Below are 26,521 nucleotides of genomic sequence, written 5' to 3'. Positions count from 1 at the left end.
CGATCGCCAGATAGCGCATGAAGCTGCCCTTTATACAGCCGCACGATTGGCATAGGCTTTGCACCGATGCCATCCACGGGCGCGTTTTGCCGCGCTTCGGTGCCTGAATGCACCGCGCCCGATCCGTCTTGGTGCACGACGCGCGAGGAACGACTCATGGCGAACGCCACGCTCACCATCAGCAGCAAGAACTATTCGTCCTGGTCGCTGCGCGGCTGGCTGATCACGAAGTTCAGCGGACTGCCATTTGACGAAGTCGTGATGCCCGCCGACGATCCCGGCGCGCGCGCGGAACTGCTTCTGCTGTCGCCATCGATACTCGTGCCGTGTCTCTTTCATGATGGCATCAAGATCTGGGACACACTCGCCATCGCGGAATATTTGAACGAAGTGCGCCCCGACGCCGGCCTGCTCCCGGCCGAACGCGCCGAGCGTGCGCATTGCCGCGCCATCTGCGGCGAGATGCATTCGGGCTTCGCCGCGCTGCGCTCCGCCCTGCCGATGAACCTCAAGGCGCACTTTCCCGGCTTCAAGGTGTGGGCGCGCGCGCAGACCGACATCGAACGCATCGTGACGATCTGGCACGAGTGTCTCGCGCAATACGGCGGTCCGTATCTGTTCGGCGAACGAACGTGCGCGGATGCGATGTTCGCGCCCGTCGTCACGCGCTTCGTCACTTACGACGTGAAGCTCGATGCCGATATCGTCGCGTACGGCGAACGCATCCTCGCGATGCCCGAGATGCGTCAGTGGATCGCCGATGCGCAACAGGAAGCCGAAGAAATCGACGAACTGGACGTCGAATTCTGAAGACCCTTGGCGCGAGACGGCTGAATTTTCCTTTCCTCCATTCGTGAACCATACTGATCCGTAGGGGGAAACCGCAATGGAACCTTCGGTCGATGCAGGAGCCGCAGCCCGGCGCGCGGCGCACAACGGTGCGCCAACGCTTCACGTGCGCTTCTCGGATGCCGACGCCATCCCGTTTCCGACCCGCACCGTCGAGCGCGGCGACGCGCTGTATTGCGCGGGCGAGCCGCTGCGCAGCCTCTATACGGTGCAAAGCGGCTGCTTCAAGACGGTCGCGACGTTTCCCAGCACCGACGACGACAGCGCCCCGCATACGCAGGTCACGGGCTTTCACTTCGCGAATGAAACGCTCGGTCTCGACGGCGTCTGCACGAACCGCCACGAGAGCGATGCCGTCGCGCTCGAACCGAGTGTCGTGCGCATCATGCCGGTAGGCATACTCGAGCCTTTGTGCCGCGAGTACGCCGCGATGCAGCACGAACTGCTCGCGATCATGAGCGCGGAAATCGTGCGCGCGTCGCGTCTCGCGCTGATGCTCGGCACGATGCCGGCGCGCGAACGCGTCGCCGCGTTCCTGCTGGATTTCGCCGAACGTCTCGAAGCGGGCGCGACACCGGCGGGCGAACATGCCATCGCACTGCTTCTGCCGATGACGCGCGCGGATATCGGCAGCTATCTCGGGCTCGAACTCGAAACCGTGAGCCGCACGCTCTCAAAGCTCCAGCGCGAAGGCGCGATCGGACTGAATGGGCGGCAGGTGCGCATCGTCGATCGTTCGATGCTCGAGCATCAATGAAGCTAGCCGTTTTCGATATTGCAGTGCAGCGCAGCCTGCCTCTGACACCGGCTATCGATGTACGCCCGCGCGACGCCGTGGAGCGCGCAAAGCCGGTGTGGTGCGCCCATGCACGATCGGCGAGCGTCGATGCTACGTAACGTCTTCCGATGGTGCGGCGCGTTCATCGCCGACGAACTGCGCAGCCATGCGGCGATTTGCCTCCGCGCCTTGTCGCTGAAGCGTCAGATTGTCGTACTAAACTGCAATCATGCAGTCACGAGGCGAACATGTGTCGGAGGCACATGTCGGCATCGGTCTTGCTTGAATGGCTCGGATATTGTGGTTGCTGCGGTGCGGGAATTTCGCAGGTCGAAGCTTTGCTTTACGAGCGCATCGCCGATGGAACCCATTACATGCGGCGCGATTAAACTTCTTCGTCGCGCACGGTTCGAACCTTTCACCGCGGTCCCGGGATCGCGTCGCAACGCCTTAACAATACGCGCGGTGCAAGCCGCCATTCAACCGATGACGCTCATGGCCGGCGAAAGTGCCGAGCGTCTCGTCCATCGAAATCGTTTCATGGAGGATGACATGCGTATCACGGTCAAGCTGGATGGCTTCGAAGGCGCGCAATCGGCGGCCTACGCCATCCTGTGGCTCGACAAGGAAACCCGCCGATGGTCGCGCGAGGGCCATCAGTCAGTGGAAGTGCCGGACTGGGGCGGTCTGCAATCCGGATCGAACGGCACGACGATTTGCGGCCAGCAGGTCGGCGAGCCGATCTGCGTGCTGGAGCGTCTCGATGTCGACGCGCCGGACGGCCCGTGCGAAGGTCTCGCGGGACGCGTGCTGTGGTATGCGGACGGCGCCGGCTTGAAGAGCACCGGACGCTGGCACGTGCAGTGTATCGATCGCGAACAGATCAAGGCGGAGCACGGCGTATTCGCCGGCGAAGAGCGAATCTGATCGGCACGAAGAAACGTCAGGGCTCGTCGCTCGGCAACGGTGTGAGCATCACGACGAACGACGCAGCCCCGATGAGTATCGCGAGCACGCCGTAGTACATCACGGCGGTTTCGTCGAAGAGGAGCCCGCGCAGCGCCGCATCGATGCCGCCCAGCGTCACGAATACGGCGCCCAAGGCCGCGACGATGCGCCCTTCACCCCTGATCATGATCTTCTCCCGACCGTCCGGGCGGCGTCGGCCTTCTGCGCGGTCGCGGCACGCCAATGTGCCGATGTTGCGCCGCCATGATCTCATGGTCGTTTGCGCGGCGCGGCACGATTTGACCTGCATCAACCTCGAACGGCCACCGCGGCGAAACCGCTCGTTCTGGTGTTTTCCCTTGCCCCAAATCCACGGCTTATATTGGTAGTATCAGGTGCTGGCTGCGCGTCGGCATGATCGTTCGCGCACACGGCGCATGCTGCCCGGGCCATCCTCGCCCTTGCCCGCAAGAGTGGCTCGCATTCGACCGACAGAACCCTGGGGAGGCACGATGAATCAAAATTTCAGCGATCCGTTCAGCCAGTTTGCAGCCATGTTCCAGCAGTACCAGCTTCCCGGGTTCGACGTCACCGCGATCATGGAATCGCGGCGCAAGGACGTGGAAGCGCTCGCGGCGACCAATCGCGTCGCGTTCGGCGGCATGGAAGCGCTGCGCGACAAACAACTCGAAATCCTGCGCCGGACCTTGGGCGATCTGGAATCCATCGCCAAACAATTCGCCACTACGTCGACCCAGCCGCCCTTCAACGCCAATGAAGTCGTGCAACGCGCGCTGCACAACGCGCTCGCGGACATGCAGGACATCGCGCGCACGACCCAGCAGACTCAGGCCGAAGCCTATGCGCTCGTCAGCAAACGCATGGAAGACGCCCTGAACGAGCTCAAAGCTTCGATGGAGAAGCCCAAGACCTAGCCTCGCGCGGTCCTGACGAGGCCCGGCCTCCGGCAACGACGAGCCGCTGGGTGCGGCGAGCGGAGGTGCGTCATGCAATTCGATGAATTCGCGGCGTTCGAAAGGAACGGCTGGGAGCACGTCGTCCCGTCGTACGAGGACTATTTCGGCAGGCTGACCGTCCAGTCGCATCCCGCGCTGCTCGATGCGCTGGCGGTCGGTCCCGGCATCCGCATGCTCGATGTCGCCGCCGGGCCCGGCAATCTCGCCGCGGCGGCCATCGAGCGCGGCGCGACCGCGACGGCCGTCGACTTTTCCGCGTCGATGATCGCGCATGCCCGTCAGCTTCATCCCGAGATCGAGTTCGAGCACGCGGACGCCGAGCATTTGCCGTTCGGCGACGAAAGCTTCGACGCTGTCGGCATCAACTTCGGCATGCTGCATTTTCCGGAGCCGGAACGCGCGCTCGACGAAGCGGCGCGCGTGCTGCGCCGGCGCGGGCGCATCGCGTTCACCGCGTGGGCGATGCCCGAACGCGCGGTCGGTTTCGGCATGGTGCTCGATGCTGTACGGCTGCACGGCACGCTCGATATCGGACTGCCGCCCGCGCCGCCCTTTTTTCGCTTCGGCGATCCAGCGGAATGCGTGCGCGTGCTGACCGAAGCGGGCTTCATCGATGCACGCGCCGATGAAGTCGAGCAAACGTGGCATCTCGTGCTGCCCGAAACGCCGCTCGACGGATTGATGCACGGCGGCGTGCGCATGGCGGCGATATTGCGCGCGCAGTCGAAGAGCGCGCTTGCCGCGATCGAGCAGGAAGTGCGCACGCGCGTGAAAACGTACGCGCAACACGGCGAACTGCTTCTGCCGATGCCTTGCGTGCTCGCTTGCGCGACGAAACCCTGAGCGTGCGTTACTTCTTCGCCTGCGTCGTGATCTGGAAGATATCGACGGCCACGCGGTCGCGGCCGTACTTGCCCGCGAGCGCGGAGAGCCGTTTCTCGACGGCGCGCAGATATTCGGGCTTCGCCTCGCTGTCGGGGCGCGCCGAGTCGAAGAGCGGCGCGGGCGTGACCGTCAGCACGATCATCTCCGAACCGAACGGCTTGCCGACGACCCAGTCGCCCATCGTACCGATGGTCGCCGTGTAGTTCGCAGGCGCCTGGTTGTCGCGCGAACGCGTGTTGGGCACGAGATGCACGACGCTGCCATCGAGCATGAAATAGTCGACGTTGACGTAGGACTCGAACCCTGGCGTCATCAGATCGATGATGAGCGGATCGCCTTCGGTCAGGCGCGTCGCGCGCGAGCGGGTATGCACCGACGCCGGCCTGCCCGTCTGCCGGTTGGCCGTCCAGAACGGGCCGTACACCTTGAGCAGATCGCACTTGTCGTCGGCGACCTGCTGCACGCCGAAGTTTGTCGTCTTCACGCCGGGCACGCGGCCGAGCGCTTCCTTCAGTTTCGCGAGACCGTACTTCTGCGACACGAAGCCCTGTACGTCGACGGTCTGATCGTGCACCGATGCGACGAGCGCCGAGCACGGCACGCTCGCGAGCACGGGCGTGACGGCGGCCATCGTGAGTTCGGGAATGGGCGTCGCGGGCACGGCGGGCGTGACCGCCACGGTGGGTGCCGGCGCAGCGTTCGTTGGCGCATGCGGCGTGACCGCGCCCGACGCGCTTTCATCGGACGGAGCCGACGGAACTGACGGCGCGACGCGCGCGGACTCTTCGCCGCCTTTCGACTGATCGTAGAAGTAGTATCCCGCGCCCGCGACGAGCACCACCGCGACCGCCGCCGCGCCGATCGCGAGTTTCGGCCCACCGCGCTTCTTCGCCTTGCCCGGCGGCGACGGCGCATGATCCTCGCCGATCTCTTCGAAAAATTGCGTGACGCTCGGCGTCCTCGCCTCGCGCTCGAACGCGAGGGCGGCCTTCAGCGCTTTCCACTGCTTGTTGCCGAGATGCTCGGGTCGCTGCGGCTTCATGCCCGCGCTTTTCGCCTGCAGCGCGGGCACGCGCTCGAACGGGTGCTTGCCCGTCAGCAATTCGTACGTGATGCAGCCGAGCGCGTAGATATCGTCGCGCGGATCGGGCTCGCGATGCTCCAGCATTTCCGGGCTCGCGTAGGCGGGCGTGAGCGCGCCGAGACTGCCGGGATCGAAGACGGTCGCCTCGGTCTCTTCCTCGGGCCGCTGGATCACGCGCGAGATGCCGAAATCGATCACCTTCACTTCCGACGTATCGGTCAGAAACACGTTCGCGGGCTTGAAGTCGCAGTGCACGAAGCCGCGTTCATGGGCATAGGCGAGCGCGTTGGCCATGCCCTTCAGGATCGGGAAGACCTCGGCGAACGGCATGCCCTTGAAATTCGGGTTCCGAAGCAAGCGCGACATCGGCTGGCCGGACAGATATTCCATCGTCAGATAGACGACCTGACCATCGCGATCGAAATCGTAGACCGTGACGATGTTCCGATGCGCGAGCTGCTGCGCCTTGCGCGCCTCGCGCTGCAACGCGATCAGCGATTTCGGATTGCCGCGGAACTGGAGATTGAGCACCTTGATCGCGACATACGGCCGTCGATCCGACGCTTCGAGCTTGCGCAGATCGAGCGCCTTGTACACCGTTCCCATCCCGCCGATGCCCAGACACTCTTCCAGCACGAAACGGCTGTTGAGCGTGTCGCCGACGCCCTTCATCGGCTGGTCGTGATCGACCATGACCTGCGTGGCCTGGCTGCCGGTGCCGCTGCTCGGATCGCGCGATGGCGGCGGCGCGAAGCCTGGCGAGGTCTGCAGCCGCGTTTCGTCGCGGCTCGCGGGTCCGGTGGGGGAATCGGCTTCGGGGCGCATGCGTGCCGCATGCTCGATGCGGCGGCGGATGGCCGCGTAAATGTCGGGCGGCAACGGTCGTGCCGCGTGCTCCTCGTCGAGGATGTCCATGAGTTGCTTCGGCGGAGTCTGCTCGGTCGCCAGTGCGCCGTCCACTCCAGCAAAGAACTCGTCGCGCGACCCGCCGTCGCCCCGATATGTACGAATCGCTTGCGCAAAACTTGTCATCTGTGCGACGCGACGCGGCTCCAATCGATCAACTGCTACTTGTCGTAACAAAACCCCGGTTCTCGTTCGATACTAGCCTTCACATGGCGCTTTCGCAAATGGCGTTTTCGATCATGAGCGGCATCGCGCACATGTCGTTCGGAGACCGACACAACGATGACGAGTGTTGGCGCGGCAGCGCCGATATGCGCGGCGCTGGAGTGTGCGAGATGGCGAAAAGCATCAGCAAATCAAGCCCTTGCGTGTTTCGCTCGCCATTGGCACGCGATTCGCCTCGCTTTACGCGATCGTCCTTTGCGGCAGAAGGCATGCGCCTTTTGCCGCCATTGGCGTTCACAAGCGTCATCGGCGTTTCACAACCGGTGAACGGCGCACCGGATCAGCGAGTCGCTCCGGTGCGTCCGGCACGTATTGTCTATACTCGATTGCGACTCCCCACTCTGGAGGAAGCATCCATGCCCGTCATCAAAATCAGGGATCTCGCCGACAGCGTCGAACTCGACCGGCAGGCGATGCATACGATCGTCGGCGGCGCGCGCGATGGCGTGCGGCCGTTGTTTCGCATCCGGCCGGCGTCGAGCGGAAACCGTGTCGTCGACTATCCCGGCGTGCCCGTGAAGGACGTGCCCGCCGCGCAGACCGGACCGTTCACCACCAAGATCGTCACGAAGAAATAATGTCGATCGCAGCGAGGGATCGCGTCCCTCGCTGCATCAATGGCGCACCGGTATGCCCGTGCCCGTCATCCCGCTTCCGATTGCCGGCGTGCCCAGCGAACGCGCCGTGCGCTTGACGAGCGCGAGACGCATGCGCTCGCGCCCTTCTGCGTCGACATCGCCGAAATAACGCGTCTTGCCCGCGATCACCGCGCCGACCGGCACGCCGTCGCGATACAGCACGCGATTGCCCGCGAGCGCCGGCACTTTTTCTCCCGGCAGCAAGGTGCCGACCAGATTGAGCGGATCGACCGCCGAGAGCGCCACGAATGCGCCGTCCTTCGGGCGCTTGCGCATGTCGCGCAGCAGCGGCACGGCTTCGGGCAGCGCGAATTGCTCACCCGCGAGCCCGGCGACGAACCGCCCGCCGCGAATCTCGCCGCGCGCTTCCAGCCGATGATAAACACGCAGCAGATCGCGCCACGGCGGCAGCCACTCGGCCTCGCGCTCCAGCAGACGCCAGAACACGACGCCATAACGCCGCAAGAGCGTCATCGCGACGTGTTCGAGATCGCCGTCTTCGCGCGCGTCGTCGGGCTTTGCGCGGCGCAGGAGCGCCCAGCGCCCCGCATCGTCCATTCCGCCGATGAACAGACCGCCGCGTCTCGGACGCCGCGCGAACGCGTTGCGCTTCGCCGCGGGCGCGAGCAGCGCGCGCAGGCCCGCGAAGCTGTCGGCGTTGACGAGTCCGAGCGCCACCAGTTCGCCAAGCGCGTCTTCGAGCTCGGTGCGCAGGAGACGCGCGTCGGAGAGCAGTTCGTCGAAGAACATCGCGCCGTGCGCGTTCAGGGCATCGAACACGCGTTCGGCGCGCGATGAAAGCTGCGGCGCGTCGCCGGGGCGCATGAGCGCGTTCCACGCATCCAGATGACGGCGTGGCAGCAGCACGATCGGCGTGCCGCGCACCGGGCCGCCCGACGCGCGCGACCGTCCCGCCGGACGCGTCCACACGAGCTTGCCGGCGCGGCACAGATCGTCGAGCCACATCCCGGAATAATCCGCGATGCGCGCCGGCAGAATCTCTTCCTCCCACGCGACGGCGGGCGCCTCGAATCCTTCGAGCTGTTCGAGCACGGCGCCGAGCGCGTCGCGGCCCGCGCCATGTGAATCGGGTGCGACGCGCTGCCATTCGAGCAGAAAGCGCATGAAATCCTGGCGCTCGACCGGCTCGATCTCGCGACGCAGCCGCCGCACCGTATAGCGATGAATCCGCGCGAGCAGATGCCGCTCGCACCACTCGTCGGCCTCTGCGCCCGGCGTGAACCGGCCGCGCATCACGTAGCCTTGCGCTTCGAGCCGCGTCAACGCGAGCGCGATCGCCGATGCCGGCAACGCGAGCGGCCGCGCGATCTCCGGCACGCTCAGCGGCCCGAACCCGGACAGCCGCGCGCGCACGATTTCGACGAGCGCATCGTCGGGCGCCCAGGCATCGTCGAAACCGGGCGGCGGCGTCAGCGGCGGATGCATCGGCGCGTGCACGTAGACGGCGCGCACGCACGCGAGACGTTCGACGGGCGTCCACAGCGCGTCGTGCTCCGCGATCTGCAGGCGCGTCGCGCGGCCCGAGTGCGCGAGCGCGTCGAGCCACGCGATCCATTGCGGATTGCGCTGGGCTTCGGCATCGGCGATGCAGGCGAGCATCGACAGCGCCTCGTGCATTTCATCGGCGCTCGTGACCTCGGGCCACGCTTCCTCGCGCACGCTCGCGATGGCTTCGGGATCGAGCGCGCCGAGATCGTCCGCGGATTGCGGATCGCTCCAGCGTCGCGCGAGCACGGCCTGCGTGCGGCGTTCTTCGAGCGGCGCATCGTCGAGGAATGCGTACGGCCGCGCCGACAGAATCTCGGCCGCGAGCGGCGACGGCGCCGGCAACTCGCGCGTGACGAGCCGGACATCGCCCGTTTCGATGCGTCGAAGAAGCGCGAGCCATGCGTCGGCGTCCATCGCGTCGTGCAGGCAATCGTCGATGGTCTGCTCGACGAGCGGATGCGCCGGCACCTCGCGTTCGCCCGCGATGTTCTCCGCGCACGCGACCTGATCCGGAAACACCGCCGCGAGCAGATCCTCGCTCTTCATGCGCTGCAGTTGCGGCGCGACCTTGCGCCCGCCGGTGTAGCGCGGCAGCGCGAGCGCGTTGGTCGCGTTCCAGCGCCAGCGCACGCCGAAGAGCGGCGCGTCGAGCACTGCCTGAATCAGTACGTGCTCGGCTGTCGCGGATTTCAGATAGCGCCAGACGTCATCGAGCGCGAAGCTGTGGCTACCCGTCAGCGACAGCACGATGGCGTCCTCGGTGGCCGCCGCCTGCAGCTCGAAGTTGAACGTGCGGCAGAAGCGCTTGCGCAACGCGAGCCCCCACGCGCGATTCACGCGGCTGCCGAACGGCGCGTGAATGACCAGTTGCGTGCCGCCGGATTCGTCGAAGAAACGCTCCATAACGAGCGTGTCCTGCGTCGGCAGCACGGTCAGAGCAGCGCGCGAACGCGCCAGATAGTCGACGATCTGCCGCGCCGCTTCGCCATCGATGCTCGTCGCTTGCGCGAGCCACGCCACGGTTTCATCGACGGTGCCTTGCGCGAGCCTTGCATCGATCTCATTGCGCAGCCGCGCGATGGCGTGCGAAAGCTCGTCGCTGCGGCCCGGCGCTTCGCCGAGCCAGAACGGGATGTTCGGCGGCTGGCCGTTCGCGTTCTCGACGCGCACGCGCCCGCCCTCCACACGCACGATCCGGTACGACGTGTTGCCGAGCTGGAAGATATCGCCCGCAAGGCTTTCGACGGCGAAATCCTCGTTCACCGTGCCGATCTGCAAGCCCTGCGGCTCGAGGATCACGGCGAAATCGGCGTTGTCGGGAATCGCGCCGCCCGAGGTCACCGCCGTCAGCTTGCCGCCGCGCCGGCCGCGCAGCGTGCGCGAGACCGCGTCGCGATGCACATACGCCGCGCGCACGCCCTGCCGCCCGGTATAGCCTTCCGCGAGCGTGCGCAGCACGGCCTCGTAATGCGCGCGGTCGAGCGTCGCATACGGATAGGCCCGCGTGATGCGCGCGAAAAGCTCGTCCTCGCCCCACTCGCGGCACGCGACTTCGGCGGTGATCTGCTGCGCGAGCACGTCGAGCGGCGCGTGCGGAATTGTCAGCGCATCGAGTTCGCCGCGCCGCACGCAGTCGAGGAGCGCCGTGCATTCGATCAGATCGTCGCGCGACGTCGGAAAAAGCCGGCCTTTCGGCACGCCGCCGACGTGATGCCCCGAGCGTCCGACACGCTGCAAGAACGCGCCGATCGAACCGGGCGAGCCGATCTGGCAGACGAGATCGACATCGCCGATATCGATGCCGAGCTCCAGCGAAGCGGTCGCGATCAGCACGCGCAATTCGCCGCGCTTGAGCCGCTGCTCCGCCTCCAGCCGATGCTCCCGCGCGAGACTGCCGTGATGCGCGGCGACGGCTTCCTTGCCGAGCCGCTCGGTCAGATGCCGCGCCGCGCGCTCGGCCATGCGGCGCGTGTTGACGAACACGAGCGTCGTGCGATGCTGCCCGGCGAGTTCCGCGAGACGGTCGTACACGCGCTCCCACGTGTCGTTGGACATGATCGCTTCGAGCGGCGTCGGCGGAATGTCGAGCGCGAGATCGCGCGCGCGGACGTGGCCGACATCGACGATTTCGCCCGGCTCGCTTTCACCGACGAGAAACTTCGCGACGAGCTCGATCGGCTTTTGCGTCGCCGATAAACCCACGCGCACCGGACGCTGCCCGCCCGCTTCCTCGCACAGCGCGTCGAGCCGCGCGAGCGACAGGCTCAGATGCGAGCCGCGCTTGCTGCCCGCGACCGCATGGATTTCGTCGACGATCACGGTGCGCGTGCTCGACAGCATCGCGCGGCCCGAATCGGACGACAGCAGCACATAGAGCGATTCCGGCGTCGTCACGAGGATGTGCGGCGGGCGCTTTCTGACCGCATTGCGCTCTTGCTGCGTCGTGTCGCCGGTGCGCACGGCCGCGCGAATCTTTGGCGCGGCGACGCCGGATTCGCGCAGGGTCTGCGCGATACCCGCGAGCGGTTCTTCCAGATTCACGTGAATGTCGTTCGACAGCGCCTTCAGCGGCGACACATAGACGACGCGCGTCTCGTCCGGCAGCGCCCCGCCGCATGCGATGCCATCGCGCACCAGTTCGTCGATGGCCGCGAGAAACGCGGTGAGCGTCTTGCCCGAGCCCGTCGGCGCGGCGACGAGCGTCGAGCGGCGCGCGTGCACGAGCGGCCACGCGCGCGCCTGCGCGGCGGTCGGCGCGGAAAAGCGCGAGCGGAACCAGCCGGCGACGGCGGGATGAAAGCCGTGAAGCGGATCGGCCGTGGAATCGGATTTTCGGATCATTCGGACATTCTATGAGCGCTTGAGAAATGATGTATTGCACGCGGTTTTAGGACAGTTCCCATGCGAACGCGCGCGCTTTACAGCGATGCTAGGCGGTTCGCCCACGCGGCCGTCATAACGAAACACGTTCAATCGCCTTCTGTCTTTCATGATCGTCCTCAGCCTTCTGTTCGACCACGCGCCCGGTGCGCTTGCCAACCATCGCAGCTATGCGCGCGAGCTCGGTTATCGTCATATCGAAATCGACTGCTCCGATTTGTCCGGCAGCCCGAGCCCGATACGATGGGTCTACAAATACGAAACGCTCCTTCGTCATCTGAGCCAGGCCGCGCCGAACGAAATCCTCATGCTGTTGAGCGAGAACGCCGCGATACTGCGGCCGGTCGCGCTGCCCGACCTGATGGCCGGGCGTGACTGGCTTCTGACCTGCGCCCACACCGACGCCGCGCAGACCGACGTCCTCATTTTCCGCAATACGGAAACCGTCCGCGCCAAGCTCGCGGAACTCGTCAGCCGTTGCCGCATCGGCGTCGTGCTGCCGGAAAACGAAGCCGAGATGCTGCATGACTTCACGACCTGCCCGCAGCAGTTCAAAGTCGGCGACCTGTACGTGGTCATTCCGGCCGCGGCCAATCTGGAAAGCGTCTGGGCGATCTGGAACGCCTTCTCGCTCACTTTTGTCGACGAGAAGCAGCATCGGCGCTACCGGACGGCGGTCGTCGAGCACGTCAACGAATGCCGGGCGCGCGGGAAGCCGTTTCTTTCGCTCACCGATCCAGGCGTGCGCGAAACCGGCGCGAAGAGCGTGTATCAGCCGAGCCGGGCGATCGCCGTTGTCATGCTCTATACGCCGAACGTGGCGTGCTACGGACGTATCGCCGAGGCCAACTTCAGGCATTACTGCGAACGCCACGGCTACACGCTGTACGTACATCGCGATATTCCGCCGCAACTGAACGACGGCAAGACCTCCGCCAACTGGTTCAAAGCCGCGTTGCTGCGCGAATATCTGCCGAATCATCAATGGGTATTCTGGCTCGACGCCGACGTGCTCATCAACGACATGAACCGGCGCCTCGAACCGCTGACGCGAGACCGGGAAACGGTACTCGCGCGCGATGTGGGAACCTGGAGCTTCAATTCCGGAATCATGGGCTTCCAGCGCAATCAGCCCAATTACGACGCCCTCGCGCGGGTCATAGATGAGTGCCGGAACGTGGATGACAAGTCCAACGTGTATTCGAGTCTCGGCGATCAGCATTACTTCATCCGGGCGATTGAGTCGATGCCGGAATTCGATAAAACGCGCATACTCGACTTCATCGATCTGAACACGCCCTGGATCTACCGCCGCCCGGAAAGTTTCATGGTCCACTACATCGGCATGTGGCAGGATAACCGCGCCATCGTGATGGACTACGACCTGCGGCACTCCGCGATGGACTAACGCACCCGCCTCGCCCGCCGCCAACTCCCCACCAGGATGTTGCTCCGGGCGCGCGCGCCCTGCAACCAAAACGCCACACACCCCCCGATCATTGAATCACGCGCAGGACCCGATCTGCGCGCGATCTCGCCCGCCCCGCACGACGCTCGACCGATCCTCCCACCAGCAAGGAGAAGCCATTGAACGACGACGTCCTCCGCACGACCGCCCTCGAAACGCCGCTCGCGCCCGACCTGCTCGCAAAAATCGACGCCTACTGGCGCGCTTGCAACTATCTGTCGGCCGGCATGATCTATTTGCGCGCGAATCCGCTCCTGCGCGAGCCGCTCAAGCCCGAGCACATCAAGCGGCGCCTGCTCGGCCACTGGGGATCGGACCCCGGCCAGTCGTTCGTATGGGTGCATCTGAACCGTCTGATCAAACGCGATGACCTGAACGTGCTGTTCGTCTCCGGCCCCGGCCACGGCGCGCCCGCGACGCTCGCCAATGCGTGGCTCGAAGGCCATTACTCGGAAATCTATCCCGATCGCAGCGCCGACGAACGCGGCATGCTCAGGCTCTTCCGGGCGTTTTCGTCGCCGGGCGGCATCGGTTCGCATTGCACGCCGGAAACGCCCGGATCGATCCACGAAGGCGGCGAGCTCGGCTATAGCCTGTCGCATTCGTTCGGCGCGGCGTTCGACAATCCGGATCTGATCGTCGCGACGGTCGTGGGCGACGGCGAAGCGGAAACCGGCCCGCTCGCCACATCCTGGCATTCGAACAAGTTTCTCAATCCCGCGACCGACGGCGCCGTGCTGCCGATACTCCATCTGAACGGTTACAAGATTGCCAATCCGACGATCCTCGCCCGTATTCCGCATGACGAGCTCGAAGACCTTTTCAGAGGCTACGGCTACGCGCCGCATTTCGTCGAAGGGGACGAGCCGGAGGCCATGCATCAGCGCATGGCCGCGACGCTGGAACGCTGTATCGCCGACATCCGCGCGATTCAGGCGAATGCGCGCGCCAACCCGGAAAACGTGACGCGCCCCCGCTGGCCGATGATCGTGCTGCGCACGCCCAAGGGCTGGACCGGACCGAAGGAAGTCAACGGCCACAAGGTCGAAAATTTCTGGCGCGCGCATCAGGTGCCGATCACCGATCCCGCCAGCAATCACCGCAATCTCGCGTTGCTGGAAGCGTGGCTGCGCAGCTACAGGCCCGAAGAACTGTTCGATGAAAACGGCCGCCTGATCGAGACGCTGCGCGCGCTCGCGCCCGAGGGCACGCGCCGCATCAGCGCGAATCCGCACGCGAACGGCGGCGTGCTGCGGCAATCGCTCGATCTGCCCGATATCCGCGACTACGCGTTCGAGTTCAAGCGCGCGGCGAGCGTCTATCAGTCGCCGACAGCCGTGCTCGCCACCTTTCTGCGCGATGTGATCCGCCGCAACATGACGAGCTTCCGGCTCTTCGGACCGGATGAAACCGCGAGCAACAAGCTCGACGGCGTGTACGAAGCATCGGGCAAGCGCTGGCTCGCACAGACGCTGCCCGAGGACGACGACGGCGGCGCGCTGTCTATCGATGGCCGCGTCATGGAAATGCTGTCCGAGCACACGCTCGAAGGCTGGTTCGAGGGCTACGTGCTCACCGGGCGTCACGGTCTTTTCGCGACCTACGAAGCCTTCGTGCACGTGATCGATTCGATGTTCAACCAGCACGCGAAGTGGCTCGAAAAAGCGAAGACCGAACTCGACTGGCGCGCGCCGGTGCCGTCCGTCAACCTGCTGATCACGTCGCTCGTGTGGCGGCAGGATCACAACGGTTTCACGCATCAGGACCCCGGCTTTCTCGATGTCGTCACGAACAAGAGCCCGGGCGTCGTGCGCATCTATCTGCCGCCCGATGCGAACTGTCTGTTGAGCGTCGCGGATCATTGTTTGCGCACGCATGACTATGTGAACGTGATCGTCGCGGACAAGCAGCCGCATCTGCAGTATCTGAGCATGCAGGACGCCATCGTGCATTGCGCGAAGGGCATCGGCATATGGGACTGGGCGTCGACGGATCAGAACGCGGAGCCGGATGTCGTGATCGCATGCGCAGGCGATATCGCGACGATGGAAGCGCTCGCCGCCGTCGAAATCCTGAAGGCGAATTGCGCCGATCTGAAGATCCGCTTCGTCAATGTCGTCGATCTGTTCAGGCTGATGCCGGACACGGAGCATCCGCACGGTCTTTCACATCGCGATTTCGACTCGATCTTCACGCGCGACAAGCCGGTGATCTTCAACTTCCATTCGTATGGATCGCTCGTGCACAAGCTCACGTACAACCGCACGAACCACGCGAACATGCACGTGCACGGCTATCGCGAACGCGGCAACATCAACACGCCGTTCGAACTCGCGATCATCAACGGCGTGGATCGCTATACGCTCGCGATCGACGTGATCGACCGCGTGACGCGCATCGCGGGCAGCAGCGCGCATACGAAGGAATGGCTCAAGAACCAGATCATCGAAAGCGTTCGATACGCGCACGAAGAAGGCATCGATCGCGACGATATTCGCGAGTGGGTGTGGAAGGATTGATGCCGGCTTGAATGCGGCAAGCAAGATGCCATCTGGCCGAATGCATGCAAAACGCCAGATGCAAAATGCAAAAAGCGCCCGGGGACATGCCGTCCGCCGGGCGCTTTTGCATTCGGAAACGTAGGGAGATCAGGCCTGTTGCGCCGAATGATCCTTCTGTTTCAGCGACTGCGGCAGGCCAAAGAGCAGCAACAGCGCACACAGCACGCTCATCCCGCCGATCGCGTAGAGCGCGGGCGTCGTGCTGCCCATCGTGTCGCGGATGCGGCCGACCATCACCGGACTCACGATGCCGCCCAGTTGACCCAACGTATTGATCAGCGCGATGCCGCCCGCCGCGCCTGCGCCGGTCAGCAGCTTCGGCGGCAGCGCCCAGAACGCCGGGATCGATGCGATCACGCCTGCGCCCATCACGCCGAGCGCGGCGATGAGAAGCGTCGTCTGCTTGTCGAAAATGCCTGCCGCGAAGAAGCCCGCTGCCGCCATCACCAGCAACGCCGCGACGAACTTGCGACGCTCACCCGATCGATCCGACATACGGCCCACCACGACCATGCAGATCGCACCGCAGATATACGGCACCGCCGTGAGCAGCCCGATGATCGTCGGATTCTGCGTGCCTGCCGCGCGGATCAGATGCGGCGCCCAGAAGTTGAGGCCGTACGACGCGATCTGAATCAGAAAGTAGATGAGCCCAAGCATCAGAAAACCCGGCGTCTTGATCGCGCCGAAGAGCGAATGGCCGGTGTCCGTGTGCTGGCTTTGCGTCGAGATCTGGCTCTTGAGACAAGCCTTTTCGTCGCTCGTGAGCCATGCGGCGTCATCGACGCGATCCTTCAGCACCTTCAGCACGAGAATGCCGAGCAGCACGCACGGCATGCCGCCGAGCAGGAACAGCCAGTGCCAGCCCGCGATGCCCGCTACGCCGTTCAGATGCCCGAGCACGAGGCCCGACAGCGGCGCGCCGAAAAGACCCGAGAACGCCGATGCCAGAAACAACATCGACGTGATGCGCCCGCGATAGCTCGCCGGAAACCACAGCGTCAGGTAATACAGCACGCCCGGCGCGAAGCCCGCTTCCATCGCGCCGATGATGAAACGCAGCCCGTAGAACTGCCATTCCGTCTGCACGAAGACCATGAGCGCGGTCGCGATGCCCCACGAAATCATGATGCGCGCGATCCAGCGGCGCGCGCCGACCTTGTAGAGCAGCATGTTGCTCGGCACTTCGAAGATCACGTAGCCGATCACGAAGAGACTCGCGCCGAGACCGTAGGCGGTGTCGGACAGACCGAGCGAACTCTGCATCTGAAATTTCGCAAAACTGATGTTGATGCGGTCGAAGAACGCGAAGAAATAGCACAGCATGATGAGCGGCATGAGCCGCAATGCCACCTTGCGAACGATGTCCGAGGTGTTCGCGAGAAGGTGCGGCTCGCCGGCCGCGTGAACGCTTAGATCGCTCATGTTGTCTCCAATATTGTTTTGGTCTTGTGATTCAAATGGTCCGCACGTAGTCGGGCGCGGGATGCAGATCGCAGTTGCGCCCCGCTTTCGCGACTTGTCCCGGCACCTCATGTCCGACGAGCGCGGGCAAGGTGCGCGACAGCGCGATCAGCTTTTGCAGATCGACGCCCGCCGGAATGCCCATCTCTTCGCACATGTTCACGAGGTCTTCGGTGCAGATGTTTCCCGATGCGCCCGGCGCAAACGGACACCCGCCGAGGCCACCGAGCGCGGCGTCGAAGCGGCGCGCGCCGGCGTCGTAGGCGGCGAGGACGTTGGCGAGGCCGAGACCGCGCGTGTTGTGGAAGTGCAGCGTCAGATCGGCGGCGGGGACGTGTTCGAGCACGCGCGCGACGAGCCGCGCAACCTGTCGCGGATTCGCCATGCCGGTCGTATCCGCGAGCGTGATGCCGGTGATGCCCATCTCGCGATACGTCCGCACGATCGACACGACGCGCTCTTCGTCGATCTGTCCTTCGAACGGACAGCCGAACGCGGTTGCGACCGTCGCGTTCAGTGAGACGGTCGCGGCGGCGAGCCGCACGACATCGCCGAAACCGGCCAGCGACGACTCGCAACTCATGCGCATGTTCGCGCGATTGTGCGTCTGGCTCGCGGACATCACGAGGTTCAGTTCATCGGCGTTGGCGGCGAGCGCGCGCTCGCCGCCCTTCACGTTCGGCACGAGCGCAACGTAGATCACGCCCGGATCGCGACGGATGCCGTTGAAGACCGCGTCGCCATCGCGCAGTGCGGGAATCGCTTTCGGCGACACGAACGAGCCCGCTTCGATGCGCGTGAATCCGCATGCCGAGAGGCCATCGATCAGCGCGATCTTGTCTTCCGTCTCGACCCACTGCTTCTCGATCTGCAAGCCATCGCGCGGCGCGACTTCCTGCACAATCAACGGTTCTTTGTATTCAAAATTCATTGCACCGCTCCTTCGGCACGCAGCCGTTCCACTTCATCCGCGCCGAAGCCGAGCGATTCGAGCACCGATTGCGTATGCTCGCCGAGCGACGGACCTTGCCAGCGCACTTCGCCCGGCGTATCGGAGAGCTTCGGCACGATGCCCGGCATCTTCACCGACGCGCCGCCCGGCAGATTCGCCTGCAGCAGCATGTCGCGCGCTTGGTAATGGGCGTCGTCGACGATATCCGCGACCGAATAGATGCGGCCCGAGGGCACTTCCTCGCGCTCGAGCGTCGCGAGGACGTCGTCCATCGAGTGATGCGAGGTCCACGCGGTGATCGCTTCGTCGAGCATCGCGCTGTGTCGCACGCGGCCGTCATTGCGCGCGAGCGCGGGATCGTCCGCGAGATCGGGGCGGCCGATCACGTTCATCAGGCGCTTGTAGATCGGGTCGCTATTGCCCGCGATCACGACAAAGCCGCCATCCTCCGTGCGATACGTGTTCGACGGCGCGATGCCCGGCAGCGCCCCGCCGCTGCGCTCGCGCACGTGGCCGAGCAGGTCGTACTCGGGCACGAGGCTTTCCATCAGATTGAAGACGCTTTCGACGAGCGAGACGTCGACGACCTGGCCGTCGCCCTTGCCGGTCTTCACGCGCAACACCGACATCAACGCGCCGATCACGCCGTGCAGCGACGCGAGCGAATCGCCGAGACTCACGCCGACACGCGCGGGCAGCCCTTCGGCGTCGCCGGTCGTGTAGCGAATGCCGCCCATCGCCTCGCCGATCGCGCCGAAGCCCGGACGATCGCGGTACGGGCCCGTCTGGCCGTAGCCGGAGATGCGGACCATCGTGAGCTTCGGGTTTATTGCATGCAAAATGTCCCAGCCGAGGCCGAGCTTTTCGAGCGCGCCGGGGCGCATGTTTTCGATGACGATGTCGGCATCGGCGGCGAGCCGCTTGATCACGTCCGCGCCTTCGGGCGACTTGAGATTCACGCACACCGACTTCTTGTTGCGCGATTGCAGATACCACCAGAGCGACGTGCCCTCGTGAAGCTTGCGCCATTTGCGAAGGGGATCGCCGGTGTTCGGCGATTCGATCTTGATGACTTCCGCGCCGAATTCGGCCAGCATGCGCGCCGCGAACGGCGCAGCGATCAGCGTGCCGATTTCGATGACGCGAATGCCCTGAAGAGGTCCACTCATGCTGCTCGTCTCCTGATCCGTGCTTTTGATGGAGACAAGCTTATTGGCGAACGCTCGCGTGCGTCCAACCGCATTTCGGCAAGCATCGTTCGTCAAACGCGAACGCTCGGCCGGCTTTGCGGCGCTAGCCGCGCGCTTCGACGGTCCGCAGATGATCGAACAGCAGACGGCTCACCGGCGAGAGCGCATCAGAATCGCGCACGACGATCACGAGACTGCGCGCGGCCCATTCGTCGTCGAGTGCGACTGCCGCGAGGCCGAGCTGGCGGCCCATCGCTTCGAATACCTGCATCGGCAGCACGCCGACGCCCATGCCCGCCTGCACCATGCGGCACACGGCGTCGAAGCCAGGCACGTGGATGCGCAGCCGCAACGCGCGGCCCGCCTGTCGCGCCGCGAGATGCGTGCGCATGTTGATCGAGCTGGCCGAATGCAAGCCGATATGATCGAAATCGAGCGTTTCCGCGAAGCTGATCGTCTCGCGCCGCGCCAGCGGATGATCGCCAGGCATGACGAGCGCGAGCCGGTCGTGCCGATAATGCGCGCTTTCGAGTCCGCGCGTGTCGGCATCGCCGGAACAGATACCGAGATCGACGAGACTGTCCGCGACGCCTTCCACAATGCCACCGCTCGGCCGCTCTTCCAGATCGATCTTGATCTGCTCGTGCACCGACGAAAACGCGCGCAAATCCTCCGGCAGGAATTCGACGATCGCCGAGAGGTTCGCCATCATCCGCACATAGCCGCGCACGCCGCTCGCGTGCTCCGCGAGTTCGATACCGATGTTCTCGACATCGCGCAGCACGCGCCGCGCATGATGCAGCAGCGTTTCGCCGGCCGGCGTCAGCGCCATGCCGCGCGCCTTGCGCTCGAAGAGCACGGCGCCGACGGCTTGCTCCAGTTCGAGCAGACGCTTGCTCGCCGCCGATACCGCGATCGCTTCGCGTTCGGCCGCGCGCGTGAGCGTGCCTTCCTCGAACACGGCGAGAAAGAGTTGCAGCGTCGTGAGATCGAGACGTCGGAGGAGATTTCGCGTGGCCATCAGCGCGCGTATTTGAACGTGCCTTGCGCGCTCGCGATCATCACGCGATCGTCGACCCACGCCTCGCCGCGCGCGAAATACACGGAGCGTCCCTGCCGCTCGAGAAAGCCTTTCGCGACGACTTTGTCACCGATGCCGCGATCGAGATAATTCACGGTCAGCGAAAGCGTGAAGCCGTGCACGGGCGCTGCGCCCGTCGTGAAAAGGCCGGCGTAGCCGCAGGCGGCGTCGAGCAGCGTGGCGATCGCGCCGCCCTGCAGGATGCGTTGCCGGTTCAGGTGCCCCGCGTGTATCGGCATCGTGAATTCGGCGTAGCCCGCGCGCCATTCCGTGAGCGTCGCACCGAGCGCCTCGAGAAACGGATTGTCCAGATCCAGGTTCGCCACCCTTGCTCCTGATTGGCCTGCATTGCGAGCGATTGTGCCATCGGCGGGCGCGGACTGCCGAAGGAGCGAAAATCTTGCGAGACACGCCGAAAATGAAAAACCCGCACGCGGCGGGTTCGATTTACACGTTCCAATCAACCAAAACACTCGGAAGGATTTTCCGTTTGATAACGCACACAAACATCCGCTATATGCGTTTCATGAGGTCTTTTCATGAATCGCGCATGCGCATCTTTGCGCGCGTTAATGTGCGCCGTGACAAAGCGTGTCACGCGCGCAACACACTGCATTCAACGACGTCAGTTATATCCGCGAATCACACAGGAGTTTTTTTCCTCTTCCGTCTTTCCGAAACGTCCGCAAATTTCGGCAACATAATGCGGTTCCGCAGATACCTGGCTGGAACGGTGCGACACCGGAACGCTGGTGTCCGGCGGCAGCTCGCCGTCGTCGATCCAGGCATAGAAATGCGCGCTCGTATTCGCTTCCATGTTTTGCCTCCTATCTATAAAGCGCGAGAAAAGCGTTTCGACAGATCCAGAATGCGCTCATCCAAAGCGGCTGGCCCTAGTGGATTTCATTAATGGACGCCGCCCGTCAGCCTGACGATGATGATAAGAATGCCCGTTCGCAACGCAAACCGAACCGGTTTCAATCCGCCTGTCTATTTACGTAGCCAAAAAAATGCCCGGTACGCGGCCGGGCAGACTTAAATCATCGGTTATGGAAAAACGGCGTTTCCAGGTCTTCTATCAGTTATACGACATTCTTTTCGACGATCGGCCGGTTCTCCAGCACGCGAGTCCAGTCGAGCGGCGATAAATCGAGCGTCTCGTAACGCCCGCGCAAAATCAGCTCGCTCACGCCGCGCCCCGTCGCCGGGCCTTGCTGCAGGCCGTGACCGCTGAAGCCATTGGCGAAGATGCAATTGTCGATATCCGGATGACGTCCGATGATCGCGTTTTGATCCAGCACGTTGTATTCGTAATAGCCGGACCAGCAGCGCTCGACACGCAACGCCTCGAATCCCGGCACGCGATGTGCGAGCGTCGGCCAGATCACGTCGTCGAAAAGCGTGTGATCGACTTCATCGAGCGGTAAATCGTCGGGATCGTTGTCCGCCGAGGGCGACGTGCCGCAGATATACGTGCGCCCTTCGGGACGGAAATAGACGCCGGTCGGATCGATCAGCAAGGGCGCGCGTTCGAGCTTCGCCGGCGACGACACGTTGAAGATGCTGCGCCGCCGCGCGAACACGGGAATGTCGATGCCGAGCATCGCCGCAATCGAGCGCGACCACGCACCCGCCGCATTCACGACGACATCGCAGGCATAGGTTTCGCCGTTTGCCGCGCGCACGGCGCTCGCCCGCCGGCCTTCGCGTTCGATGCCGACCACTTCCGTCGTCACATAGCGCGCGCCGAGCGCCTGCGCCTTGCGACGCAGCGCCTGCACGAGACCGTAGCCATCGAACCAGCCTTCGCCGCTTTCGCCGAACGCGCCCGCCGCGAGATCGTCCGTGTTGAGCCACGGAAAACGCGCGCGCAGTTGCCCGGCGTCGAGCAGACTGATGTCCGCGCCGAGTTCGCGCTGCAGCGCGTGGTTCTCGCGCAGGGTCGAAACGCCCGCTGGCGTCGCGAGAAAAAGATAACCGCCTTCGTGCAGATCGATCGACGGACGCTCGCCGTTCACTTCGAGCCGCTCGCCGATCGCGCGCAGGAAATCGATGCCGAAGAGCGACATGCGCACCGAAAGCGGTGTCGAGAACTGCTGCCGGATCGACGCCGCCGACAGCGCCGACGACGAGCGCGCGTAAGTCGGATCGCGCTCGATTACCGTGACTTGCACGGTCGGGTCCGATGCGCGCAGAAAGTACGCGACCGAGCTGCCGATCACGCCGCCACCTACGATGACAACGCTCGAAGTCACGTTGGCCTCAGCTCAGATTGAAGTCGATGCCCTGCGCGAGCGGCAATTCCGACGAGTAGTTGATCGTGTTGGTCGCGCGGCGCATGTAGGCCTTCCACGCGTCCGAGCCCGATTCGCGGCCGCCGCCGGTTTCCTTCTCGCCGCCGAACGCGCCGCCGATCTCCGCACCGCTCGGCCCGATGTTCACGTTGGCGATGCCGCAATCGCTGCCCGATGCGGACAGGAAACGCTCGGCCTCGCGCAGATCGGTGGTGAACGCGCACGACGACAGGCCATGCGCGGCGGCGTTGTTCGCGGCGATGGCGTCGTCGAAATCGGAATAGCGCATCACGTAGAGAATCGGCGCGAAGGTTTCCTTCAGCACGACGTCCGTCTGCGACGGCATTTCGACCAGCGCCGGGCGCACGTAGTAGCCGTTTTCATGGCCCTTCACCGTGACGCGTTCGCCGCCCGTCACCTTGCCGCCTTCGCCCTTCGCCTGCTCCAGCGCGTCCTGCATGCGTGCGAACGCCTGAACGTCGATGAGTGGGCCCATCAAAACGCCCTGCTCCAGCGGATTGCCGACCGGCACTTTCGCGTAGAGATCCTTCAGGCGCGCGACGGTTTCGTCGTAGATGCTGTCGTGCACGAAAAGACGCCGCAGCGACGTGCAGCGCTGTCCCGCCGTGCCGACCGCCGAGAACAGGATGCCGCGCAACGCGAGATCGCGCATGGCGGTCTGCGAGACGATGCCCGCGTTGTTGCCGCCGAGTTCGAGAATCGAGCGGCCGAAGCGCTCCGCGACCGCGACGCCGACCTTGCGGCCCATCTCGGTGCTGCCCGTCGCGCTGACGATGTCCGAGCGCTTGTCCGCGACGAGCGCCGCGCCGACATCGCGTCCGCCGATGATGACCGACGCGAGGCCCGCCGGCGCGGAGCCGAATTCGTCGATGGCATCGCGCAGGATGCGATCGACGGCAAGCGCGGTGAGCGGCGTCTTTTCCGATGGCTTCCACACGACCGCGTTGCCGCACACGAGCGCAAGCGCCGCGTTCCACGACCACACCGCGACCGGAAAATTGAACGCCGAGATGATCGTGCAGACGCCGAACGGATGCCACGTCTCCGCCATGCGATGGCCCGGCCGCTCGGACGCGATCGTGAGACCGTACAACTGGCGCGAGAGCCCGACGGCGAAATCGCAGATATCGATCATTTCCTGCACTTCGCCCAGACCTTCCTGCAGGATCTTGCCCGCTTCGAGCGACACCAGGCGGCCCAGCGCCTCTTTCTTCTCGCGCAGGCGGTTGCCGAGCAAACGCACGAGTTCGCCACGGCGCGGCGCGGGCACGTTGCGCCAAGCGGCGAACGCGGCGCGCGCGGCGCCGAGCGCGGCATCGACATCGGCGGTGGTGTTCTGCTTTACGCGACCGATGACTTCGCCCGTGATCGGGGACGTGACGGCGATATCGCCATCGGTGACGAGGCTCGCGATGCCGAGGTCGGAGAGAATCGTTTGTGCGTTCACGATGAAGTCCTTTCGAAGCGGATTCGTTCTTCGGAGCGAAAGTTTCTGATAAGAAACTTTCGTGAGTTCGGAGACTATACGCGGCTATGCCATCGCCCACAACATCGGACAATATTGGGGTTGTCACCAATGCACACGGGCTTTCTGGGCGGTAGATTCAGGCGCTCGACGCCTTTTGCCGCGATGTTATTATCGGAAACAAAAAGCTCCTCCGACACGTTCCCTATGTCCAGCCTCGACACAAAGAATTCGCCCGAACAAACCGCGTCCGATCTCGGCCGCCGGGTCAAGCACGCGCGGCTCGCGCATGACCTGACGCTCGAAACCGCGAGCCGGATGTGCGGCGTGTCGCGATCGGCGCTGTCGAAAATCGAGAACGGGCTGATGTCGCCGACCTTCGACGTGCTCCAGAAAATCGTGCGCGGCCTGCAGATCGATCTCGCCGAACTGTTCGGCACCGCGCCCGCGCCGAATGCGAGCGGGCGTCGTGCGCTCACGCGACGCAACGAAGGACAGCGGCACGCGTATCGCGGCTATCAGATGGAATTGCTCGCCACCGAGCTCGCGCATAAGGCAATGCTGCCGTTTCGCATCCGCATTTCGGCGCACACGCTCGATGCCTTCGACGACTGGGGCCGTCACGAAGGCGAAGAATTTCTCTACGTGATCAGCGGCAGCGTGTGTCTCTATTCCGAACTCTACGCGCCGACGCATCTGAACGCCGGCGACAGCATCTATTTCGACAGCCGCACCGGCCACGCCGCCATTTCGACGAGCGAGGAAGACGCCGAAGTGTTGTGGATGGCGACGGGCGGCGGCGTGCCCACGCCCTCGTCCGCCACCGACGCAGTCGACGCCGGCTGACGCCGCTATCGGAGGGAAAGGCGCATCGGCATCTGGCTCGGCACCGTGGTGAATGCGCAGACTTCGTGGATATCGGCCCGGTTCGTGGCGAGTTGCGCGGTAAAGTTCGCCGTCAGCATCGACACGACGAGACGCATTTCCACAGCCGCCAGATGCCGCCCCGGACAGACACGCGGCCCCGCGCCGAACTGCAGATACGCGCGCGGCTCATGCGCCCCGCTCTCCTGCCGATGCGCATGCAGCCATCGATCGGGATCGTAACGCTCGGGATCGGCGTAGTTTTTCGGATCCATCATCGCAGGGCGATGCAGCATGAAGATCTTCGTGCCGATGGGCAAGCGCACGCCCTGCAAGCGCACTTCCTCGAGCGGCTCGAACGACAGATACGGCGCAACCGGATGCAGACGGCTCGCTTCCGTGCACACGGCTTCGCACAAGTCGAGTTCGCGCATCGCGCCGTAGCTCGGACAGACAGCCGATTCGTCTAGCACGCGCCGCGCGCTGTCGGCGACGCGCGCGTAGAGTGCGTCGTCACTGCCCAGAAAAAGCAGCGCCCACGCGATCGATGTCGCGGTCGTCTCCTCGCCCGCGACGAGCATCGTCAGCACGTTGGCGGCCACTTCGTCGTCGGTGATGCCGGAATCGGGCGCATCGCGCATCGCGAGCATCGCCTCGAGCAGGTTGCGCGGCGCGCGGGCGTTCTCGGCAAGCGGCGTTTCGCAGGCTTCGATCGCCGCTTCCTCGCGCATGCGTGCGCGCGTCCTCGCCATCAGTTCGCGGATATGCCGATGCACGGCGGTCATCGCTTCGTCGAACCTTCGGTCGCGCGGAAACTTCACGTAGTGCCAGTAGGCGAACGGCGCGTTCACACGCGACATGAGCATCGGCAGGAGCAGCGCCAGTTGTTCCTGGATCAGCACGTGCTCGTTTTCCAGCGTGTTCGGATCTTCGCCGAACGCGAGCGCGCTCGTCACATCGACGGTGAAGCGCTTCAGATCCTCGGTCATATCGACGACGCGCCCTTCACGCGCCACCGCTTCCCAGCGCCGCCGCAAACGCTCGGTGATGGCGGCGAGCGTCGGATAGAACGCCTTGATGTGCGGAATCGACAGCGCCTGCATCACGAGACGGCGCTGCGGCTCCCAGGCGGCGCCTTCGATCGAGAAGAGACCGTTGCAACCGAACTCCTTCAGGATATTTTCGATAGGCGCATAGCGTCGATAACGATGCGGCCGTTCGCGCATCACGGCGTGCGACAGTTCGATATCGCTCCAGACCGTGACAGGCGTCGGGCCGAAGCGGAACACGTAAGGCGTGCCGAGTTCGGCGGCCCAGCGTTCGAGCGTCAGATGGTGCGTGGCGGGCGGCAACTGATGCAGATTGCCGAGCAGTGGCAGGCCGCGCGGCGACGGTAGATCATCGATTTCGCGCAGGGATGCGCCGATGGACGCTGCGTTCATGATCGGCCTCGCGAGGGCTTGATCTGTGCAGGATAGTGCA

21 protein-coding genes are annotated in these 26,521 nt (G+C 64.5%); 9 read left to right on the top strand and 12 right to left on the bottom strand.

What is annotated here, in order from left to right; all coding sequences use genetic code 11:
- Positions 1-156: 156 nt before the first annotated feature.
- The 3 genes from AWB76_RS22890 to AWB76_RS22880 all read left to right on the top strand — a co-directional run bounded on the left by AWB76_RS22890 (position 157) and on the right by AWB76_RS22880 (position 2,554).
- The gene (locus AWB76_RS22890; protein WP_061162443.1) at positions 157-810 is read left to right on the top strand and encodes a glutathione S-transferase family protein; all 654 of its coding nucleotides are present in this window, start codon (positions 157-159) and stop codon (positions 808-810) included.
- A 76-nt stretch (positions 811-886) separates the two neighbouring features.
- Positions 887-1,606, top strand: a complete 720-nt coding sequence (locus AWB76_RS22885; RefSeq protein WP_061162415.1) for a Crp/Fnr family transcriptional regulator — start codon at positions 887-889, stop codon at positions 1,604-1,606.
- 573 nt (positions 1,607-2,179) lie between these two features.
- Complete coding sequence (locus AWB76_RS22880; protein WP_061162442.1) at positions 2,180-2,554, top strand: DUF3564 family protein; 375 nt, start codon at positions 2,180-2,182, stop codon at positions 2,552-2,554.
- Positions 2,555-2,570: 16 nt separating this feature from the next.
- Here the strand turns inward: AWB76_RS22880 and AWB76_RS22875 are convergent, their stop codons facing one another.
- Positions 2,571-2,762, bottom strand: coding sequence for a DUF2964 family protein (locus AWB76_RS22875; protein ID WP_061162441.1), 192 nt, complete (start codon positions 2,760-2,762; stop codon positions 2,571-2,573).
- 325 nt (positions 2,763-3,087) lie between these two features.
- Here AWB76_RS22875 and phaP point away from each other — a divergent pair, with 325 nt between their 5' ends.
- Positions 3,088-3,510, top strand: coding sequence for a phasin family protein (gene phaP / locus AWB76_RS22870; protein WP_061162414.1), 423 nt, complete (start codon positions 3,088-3,090; stop codon positions 3,508-3,510).
- Between the two features lie 72 nt (positions 3,511-3,582).
- The gene (locus tag AWB76_RS22865) at positions 3,583-4,395 is read left to right on the top strand and encodes a class I SAM-dependent methyltransferase (protein WP_061162413.1); all 813 of its coding nucleotides are present in this window, start codon (positions 3,583-3,585) and stop codon (positions 4,393-4,395) included.
- A 7-nt stretch (positions 4,396-4,402) separates the two neighbouring features.
- On the opposite strand, the gene AWB76_RS22860 is transcribed toward AWB76_RS22865, so the two are convergent.
- Positions 4,403-6,553 (bottom strand): serine/threonine protein kinase, encoded by a 2,151-nt coding sequence (locus AWB76_RS22860; protein WP_061162412.1) that lies wholly within the window; start codon positions 6,551-6,553, stop codon positions 4,403-4,405.
- A 113-nt stretch (positions 6,554-6,666) separates the two neighbouring features.
- Here AWB76_RS22860 and AWB76_RS42215 point away from each other — a divergent pair, with 113 nt between their 5' ends.
- Positions 6,667-7,230 carry a hypothetical protein gene (locus AWB76_RS42215; RefSeq protein ID WP_244173421.1) on the top strand — a complete coding sequence of 188 codons (564 nt, stop codon included), beginning with the start codon at positions 6,667-6,669 and terminating at the stop codon, positions 7,228-7,230.
- 36 nt (positions 7,231-7,266) lie between these two features.
- Here the strand turns inward: AWB76_RS42215 and AWB76_RS22845 are convergent, their stop codons facing one another.
- Positions 7,267-11,640 carry an Lhr family helicase gene (locus AWB76_RS22845; protein ID WP_061162409.1) on the bottom strand — a complete coding sequence of 1,458 codons (4,374 nt, stop codon included), beginning with the start codon at positions 11,638-11,640 and terminating at the stop codon, positions 7,267-7,269.
- A 148-nt stretch (positions 11,641-11,788) separates the two neighbouring features.
- On the opposite strand from AWB76_RS22845, the gene AWB76_RS22840 reads away from it, so the two are divergent.
- Positions 11,789-13,087 (top strand): glycosyltransferase family protein, encoded by a 1,299-nt coding sequence (locus tag AWB76_RS22840; RefSeq protein ID WP_061162408.1) that lies wholly within the window; start codon positions 11,789-11,791, stop codon positions 13,085-13,087.
- A gap of 179 nt (positions 13,088-13,266) precedes the next feature.
- Positions 13,267-15,666, top strand: a complete 2,400-nt coding sequence (locus AWB76_RS22835; protein WP_061162407.1) for a phosphoketolase family protein — start codon at positions 13,267-13,269, stop codon at positions 15,664-15,666.
- A gap of 129 nt (positions 15,667-15,795) precedes the next feature.
- Here AWB76_RS22835 and AWB76_RS22830 read toward each other — a convergent pair whose 3' ends face one another.
- The 8 genes from AWB76_RS22830 to amaB form a co-directional block, all read right to left on the bottom strand.
- Positions 15,796-17,133, bottom strand: coding sequence for an MFS transporter (locus tag AWB76_RS22830; protein WP_061162406.1), 1,338 nt, complete (start codon positions 17,131-17,133; stop codon positions 15,796-15,798).
- 31 nt (positions 17,134-17,164) lie between these two features.
- A complete protein-coding gene (locus AWB76_RS22825) occupies positions 17,165-18,103 on the bottom strand; it encodes a hydroxymethylglutaryl-CoA lyase (protein ID WP_061162405.1) in 939 nt (312 codons plus the stop codon).
- Positions 18,100-19,293, bottom strand: coding sequence for a CaiB/BaiF CoA transferase family protein (locus AWB76_RS22820; RefSeq protein ID WP_061162404.1), 1,194 nt, complete (start codon positions 19,291-19,293; stop codon positions 18,100-18,102). Before AWB76_RS22820 ends, AWB76_RS22825 begins: the two co-directional genes overlap by 4 nt.
- Before the next feature lie 124 nt (positions 19,294-19,417).
- Complete coding sequence (locus tag AWB76_RS22815; protein ID WP_061162403.1) at positions 19,418-20,335, bottom strand: LysR family transcriptional regulator; 918 nt, start codon at positions 20,333-20,335, stop codon at positions 19,418-19,420.
- On the bottom strand, positions 20,335-20,721 hold the full coding sequence (locus AWB76_RS22810; RefSeq protein ID WP_061162402.1) for a PaaI family thioesterase: 387 nt from the start codon (positions 20,719-20,721) through the stop codon (positions 20,335-20,337). The genes AWB76_RS22815 and AWB76_RS22810 overlap by 1 nt, the downstream gene beginning before the upstream one ends.
- Before the next feature lie 299 nt (positions 20,722-21,020).
- A complete protein-coding gene (locus AWB76_RS22805) occupies positions 21,021-21,212 on the bottom strand; it encodes a hypothetical protein (protein WP_061162401.1) in 192 nt (63 codons plus the stop codon).
- Positions 21,213-21,477: 265 nt separating this feature from the next.
- Positions 21,478-22,650: an NAD(P)/FAD-dependent oxidoreductase gene (locus AWB76_RS22800; RefSeq protein WP_061162400.1), complete on the bottom strand. Its 1,173-nt coding sequence runs from the start codon at positions 22,648-22,650 to the stop codon at positions 21,478-21,480.
- A gap of 7 nt (positions 22,651-22,657) precedes the next feature.
- The gene (gene amaB / locus AWB76_RS22795; RefSeq protein ID WP_061162399.1) at positions 22,658-24,157 is read right to left on the bottom strand and encodes an L-piperidine-6-carboxylate dehydrogenase; all 1,500 of its coding nucleotides are present in this window, start codon (positions 24,155-24,157) and stop codon (positions 22,658-22,660) included.
- A 225-nt stretch (positions 24,158-24,382) separates the two neighbouring features.
- On the opposite strand from amaB, the gene AWB76_RS22790 reads away from it, so the two are divergent.
- Positions 24,383-25,021 (top strand): helix-turn-helix domain-containing protein, encoded by a 639-nt coding sequence (locus AWB76_RS22790; protein WP_061162398.1) that lies wholly within the window; start codon positions 24,383-24,385, stop codon positions 25,019-25,021.
- Between the two features lie 5 nt (positions 25,022-25,026).
- Here the strand turns inward: AWB76_RS22790 and AWB76_RS22785 are convergent, their stop codons facing one another.
- Positions 25,027-26,481 (bottom strand): cytochrome P450, encoded by a 1,455-nt coding sequence (locus AWB76_RS22785; RefSeq protein WP_061162397.1) that lies wholly within the window; start codon positions 26,479-26,481, stop codon positions 25,027-25,029.
- Positions 26,482-26,521 lie beyond the last annotated feature (40 nt).

Source organism: Caballeronia temeraria, assembly GCF_001544795.2.
Taxonomy (GTDB): Bacteria; Pseudomonadota; Gammaproteobacteria; order Burkholderiales; family Burkholderiaceae; genus Caballeronia; species Caballeronia temeraria.
This window is presented reverse-complemented; position numbering and strand designations above follow the sequence as displayed.

Bases quoted from the DNA above. Each gene is read 5' to 3' on its own strand.
- AWB76_RS22890 (WP_061162443.1), top strand. From the start codon at position 157: ATGGCGAACGCCACGCTCACCATCAGCAGCAAGAACTATTCGTCCTGG.
- AWB76_RS22885 (WP_061162415.1), top strand. From the start codon at position 887: ATGGAACCTTCGGTCGATGCAGGAGCCGCAGCCCGGCGCGCGGCGCAC.
- AWB76_RS22880 (WP_061162442.1), top strand. From the start codon at position 2,180: ATGCGTATCACGGTCAAGCTGGATGGCTTCGAAGGCGCGCAATCGGCG.
- AWB76_RS22875 (WP_061162441.1), bottom strand. From the start codon at position 2,762: ATGATCAGGGGTGAAGGGCGCATCGTCGCGGCCTTGGGCGCCGTATTC.
- phaP (WP_061162414.1), top strand. From the start codon at position 3,088: ATGAATCAAAATTTCAGCGATCCGTTCAGCCAGTTTGCAGCCATGTTC.
- AWB76_RS22865 (WP_061162413.1), top strand. From the start codon at position 3,583: ATGCAATTCGATGAATTCGCGGCGTTCGAAAGGAACGGCTGGGAGCAC.
- AWB76_RS22860 (WP_061162412.1), bottom strand. From the start codon at position 6,553: ATGACAAGTTTTGCGCAAGCGATTCGTACATATCGGGGCGACGGCGGG.
- AWB76_RS42215 (WP_244173421.1), top strand. From the start codon at position 6,667: ATGAGCGGCATCGCGCACATGTCGTTCGGAGACCGACACAACGATGAC.
- AWB76_RS22845 (WP_061162409.1), bottom strand. From the start codon at position 11,640: ATGATCCGAAAATCCGATTCCACGGCCGATCCGCTTCACGGCTTTCAT.
- AWB76_RS22840 (WP_061162408.1), top strand. From the start codon at position 11,789: ATGATCGTCCTCAGCCTTCTGTTCGACCACGCGCCCGGTGCGCTTGCC.
- AWB76_RS22830 (WP_061162406.1), bottom strand. From the start codon at position 17,133: ATGAGCGATCTAAGCGTTCACGCGGCCGGCGAGCCGCACCTTCTCGCG.
- AWB76_RS22825 (WP_061162405.1), bottom strand. From the start codon at position 18,103: ATGAATTTTGAATACAAAGAACCGTTGATTGTGCAGGAAGTCGCGCCG.
- AWB76_RS22820 (WP_061162404.1), bottom strand. From the start codon at position 19,293: ATGAGTGGACCTCTTCAGGGCATTCGCGTCATCGAAATCGGCACGCTG.
- AWB76_RS22815 (WP_061162403.1), bottom strand. From the start codon at position 20,335: ATGGCCACGCGAAATCTCCTCCGACGTCTCGATCTCACGACGCTGCAA.
- AWB76_RS22805 (WP_061162401.1), bottom strand. From the start codon at position 21,212: ATGGAAGCGAATACGAGCGCGCATTTCTATGCCTGGATCGACGACGGC.
- AWB76_RS22790 (WP_061162398.1), top strand. From the start codon at position 24,383: ATGTCCAGCCTCGACACAAAGAATTCGCCCGAACAAACCGCGTCCGAT.
- AWB76_RS22785 (WP_061162397.1), bottom strand. From the start codon at position 26,481: ATGAACGCAGCGTCCATCGGCGCATCCCTGCGCGAAATCGATGATCTA.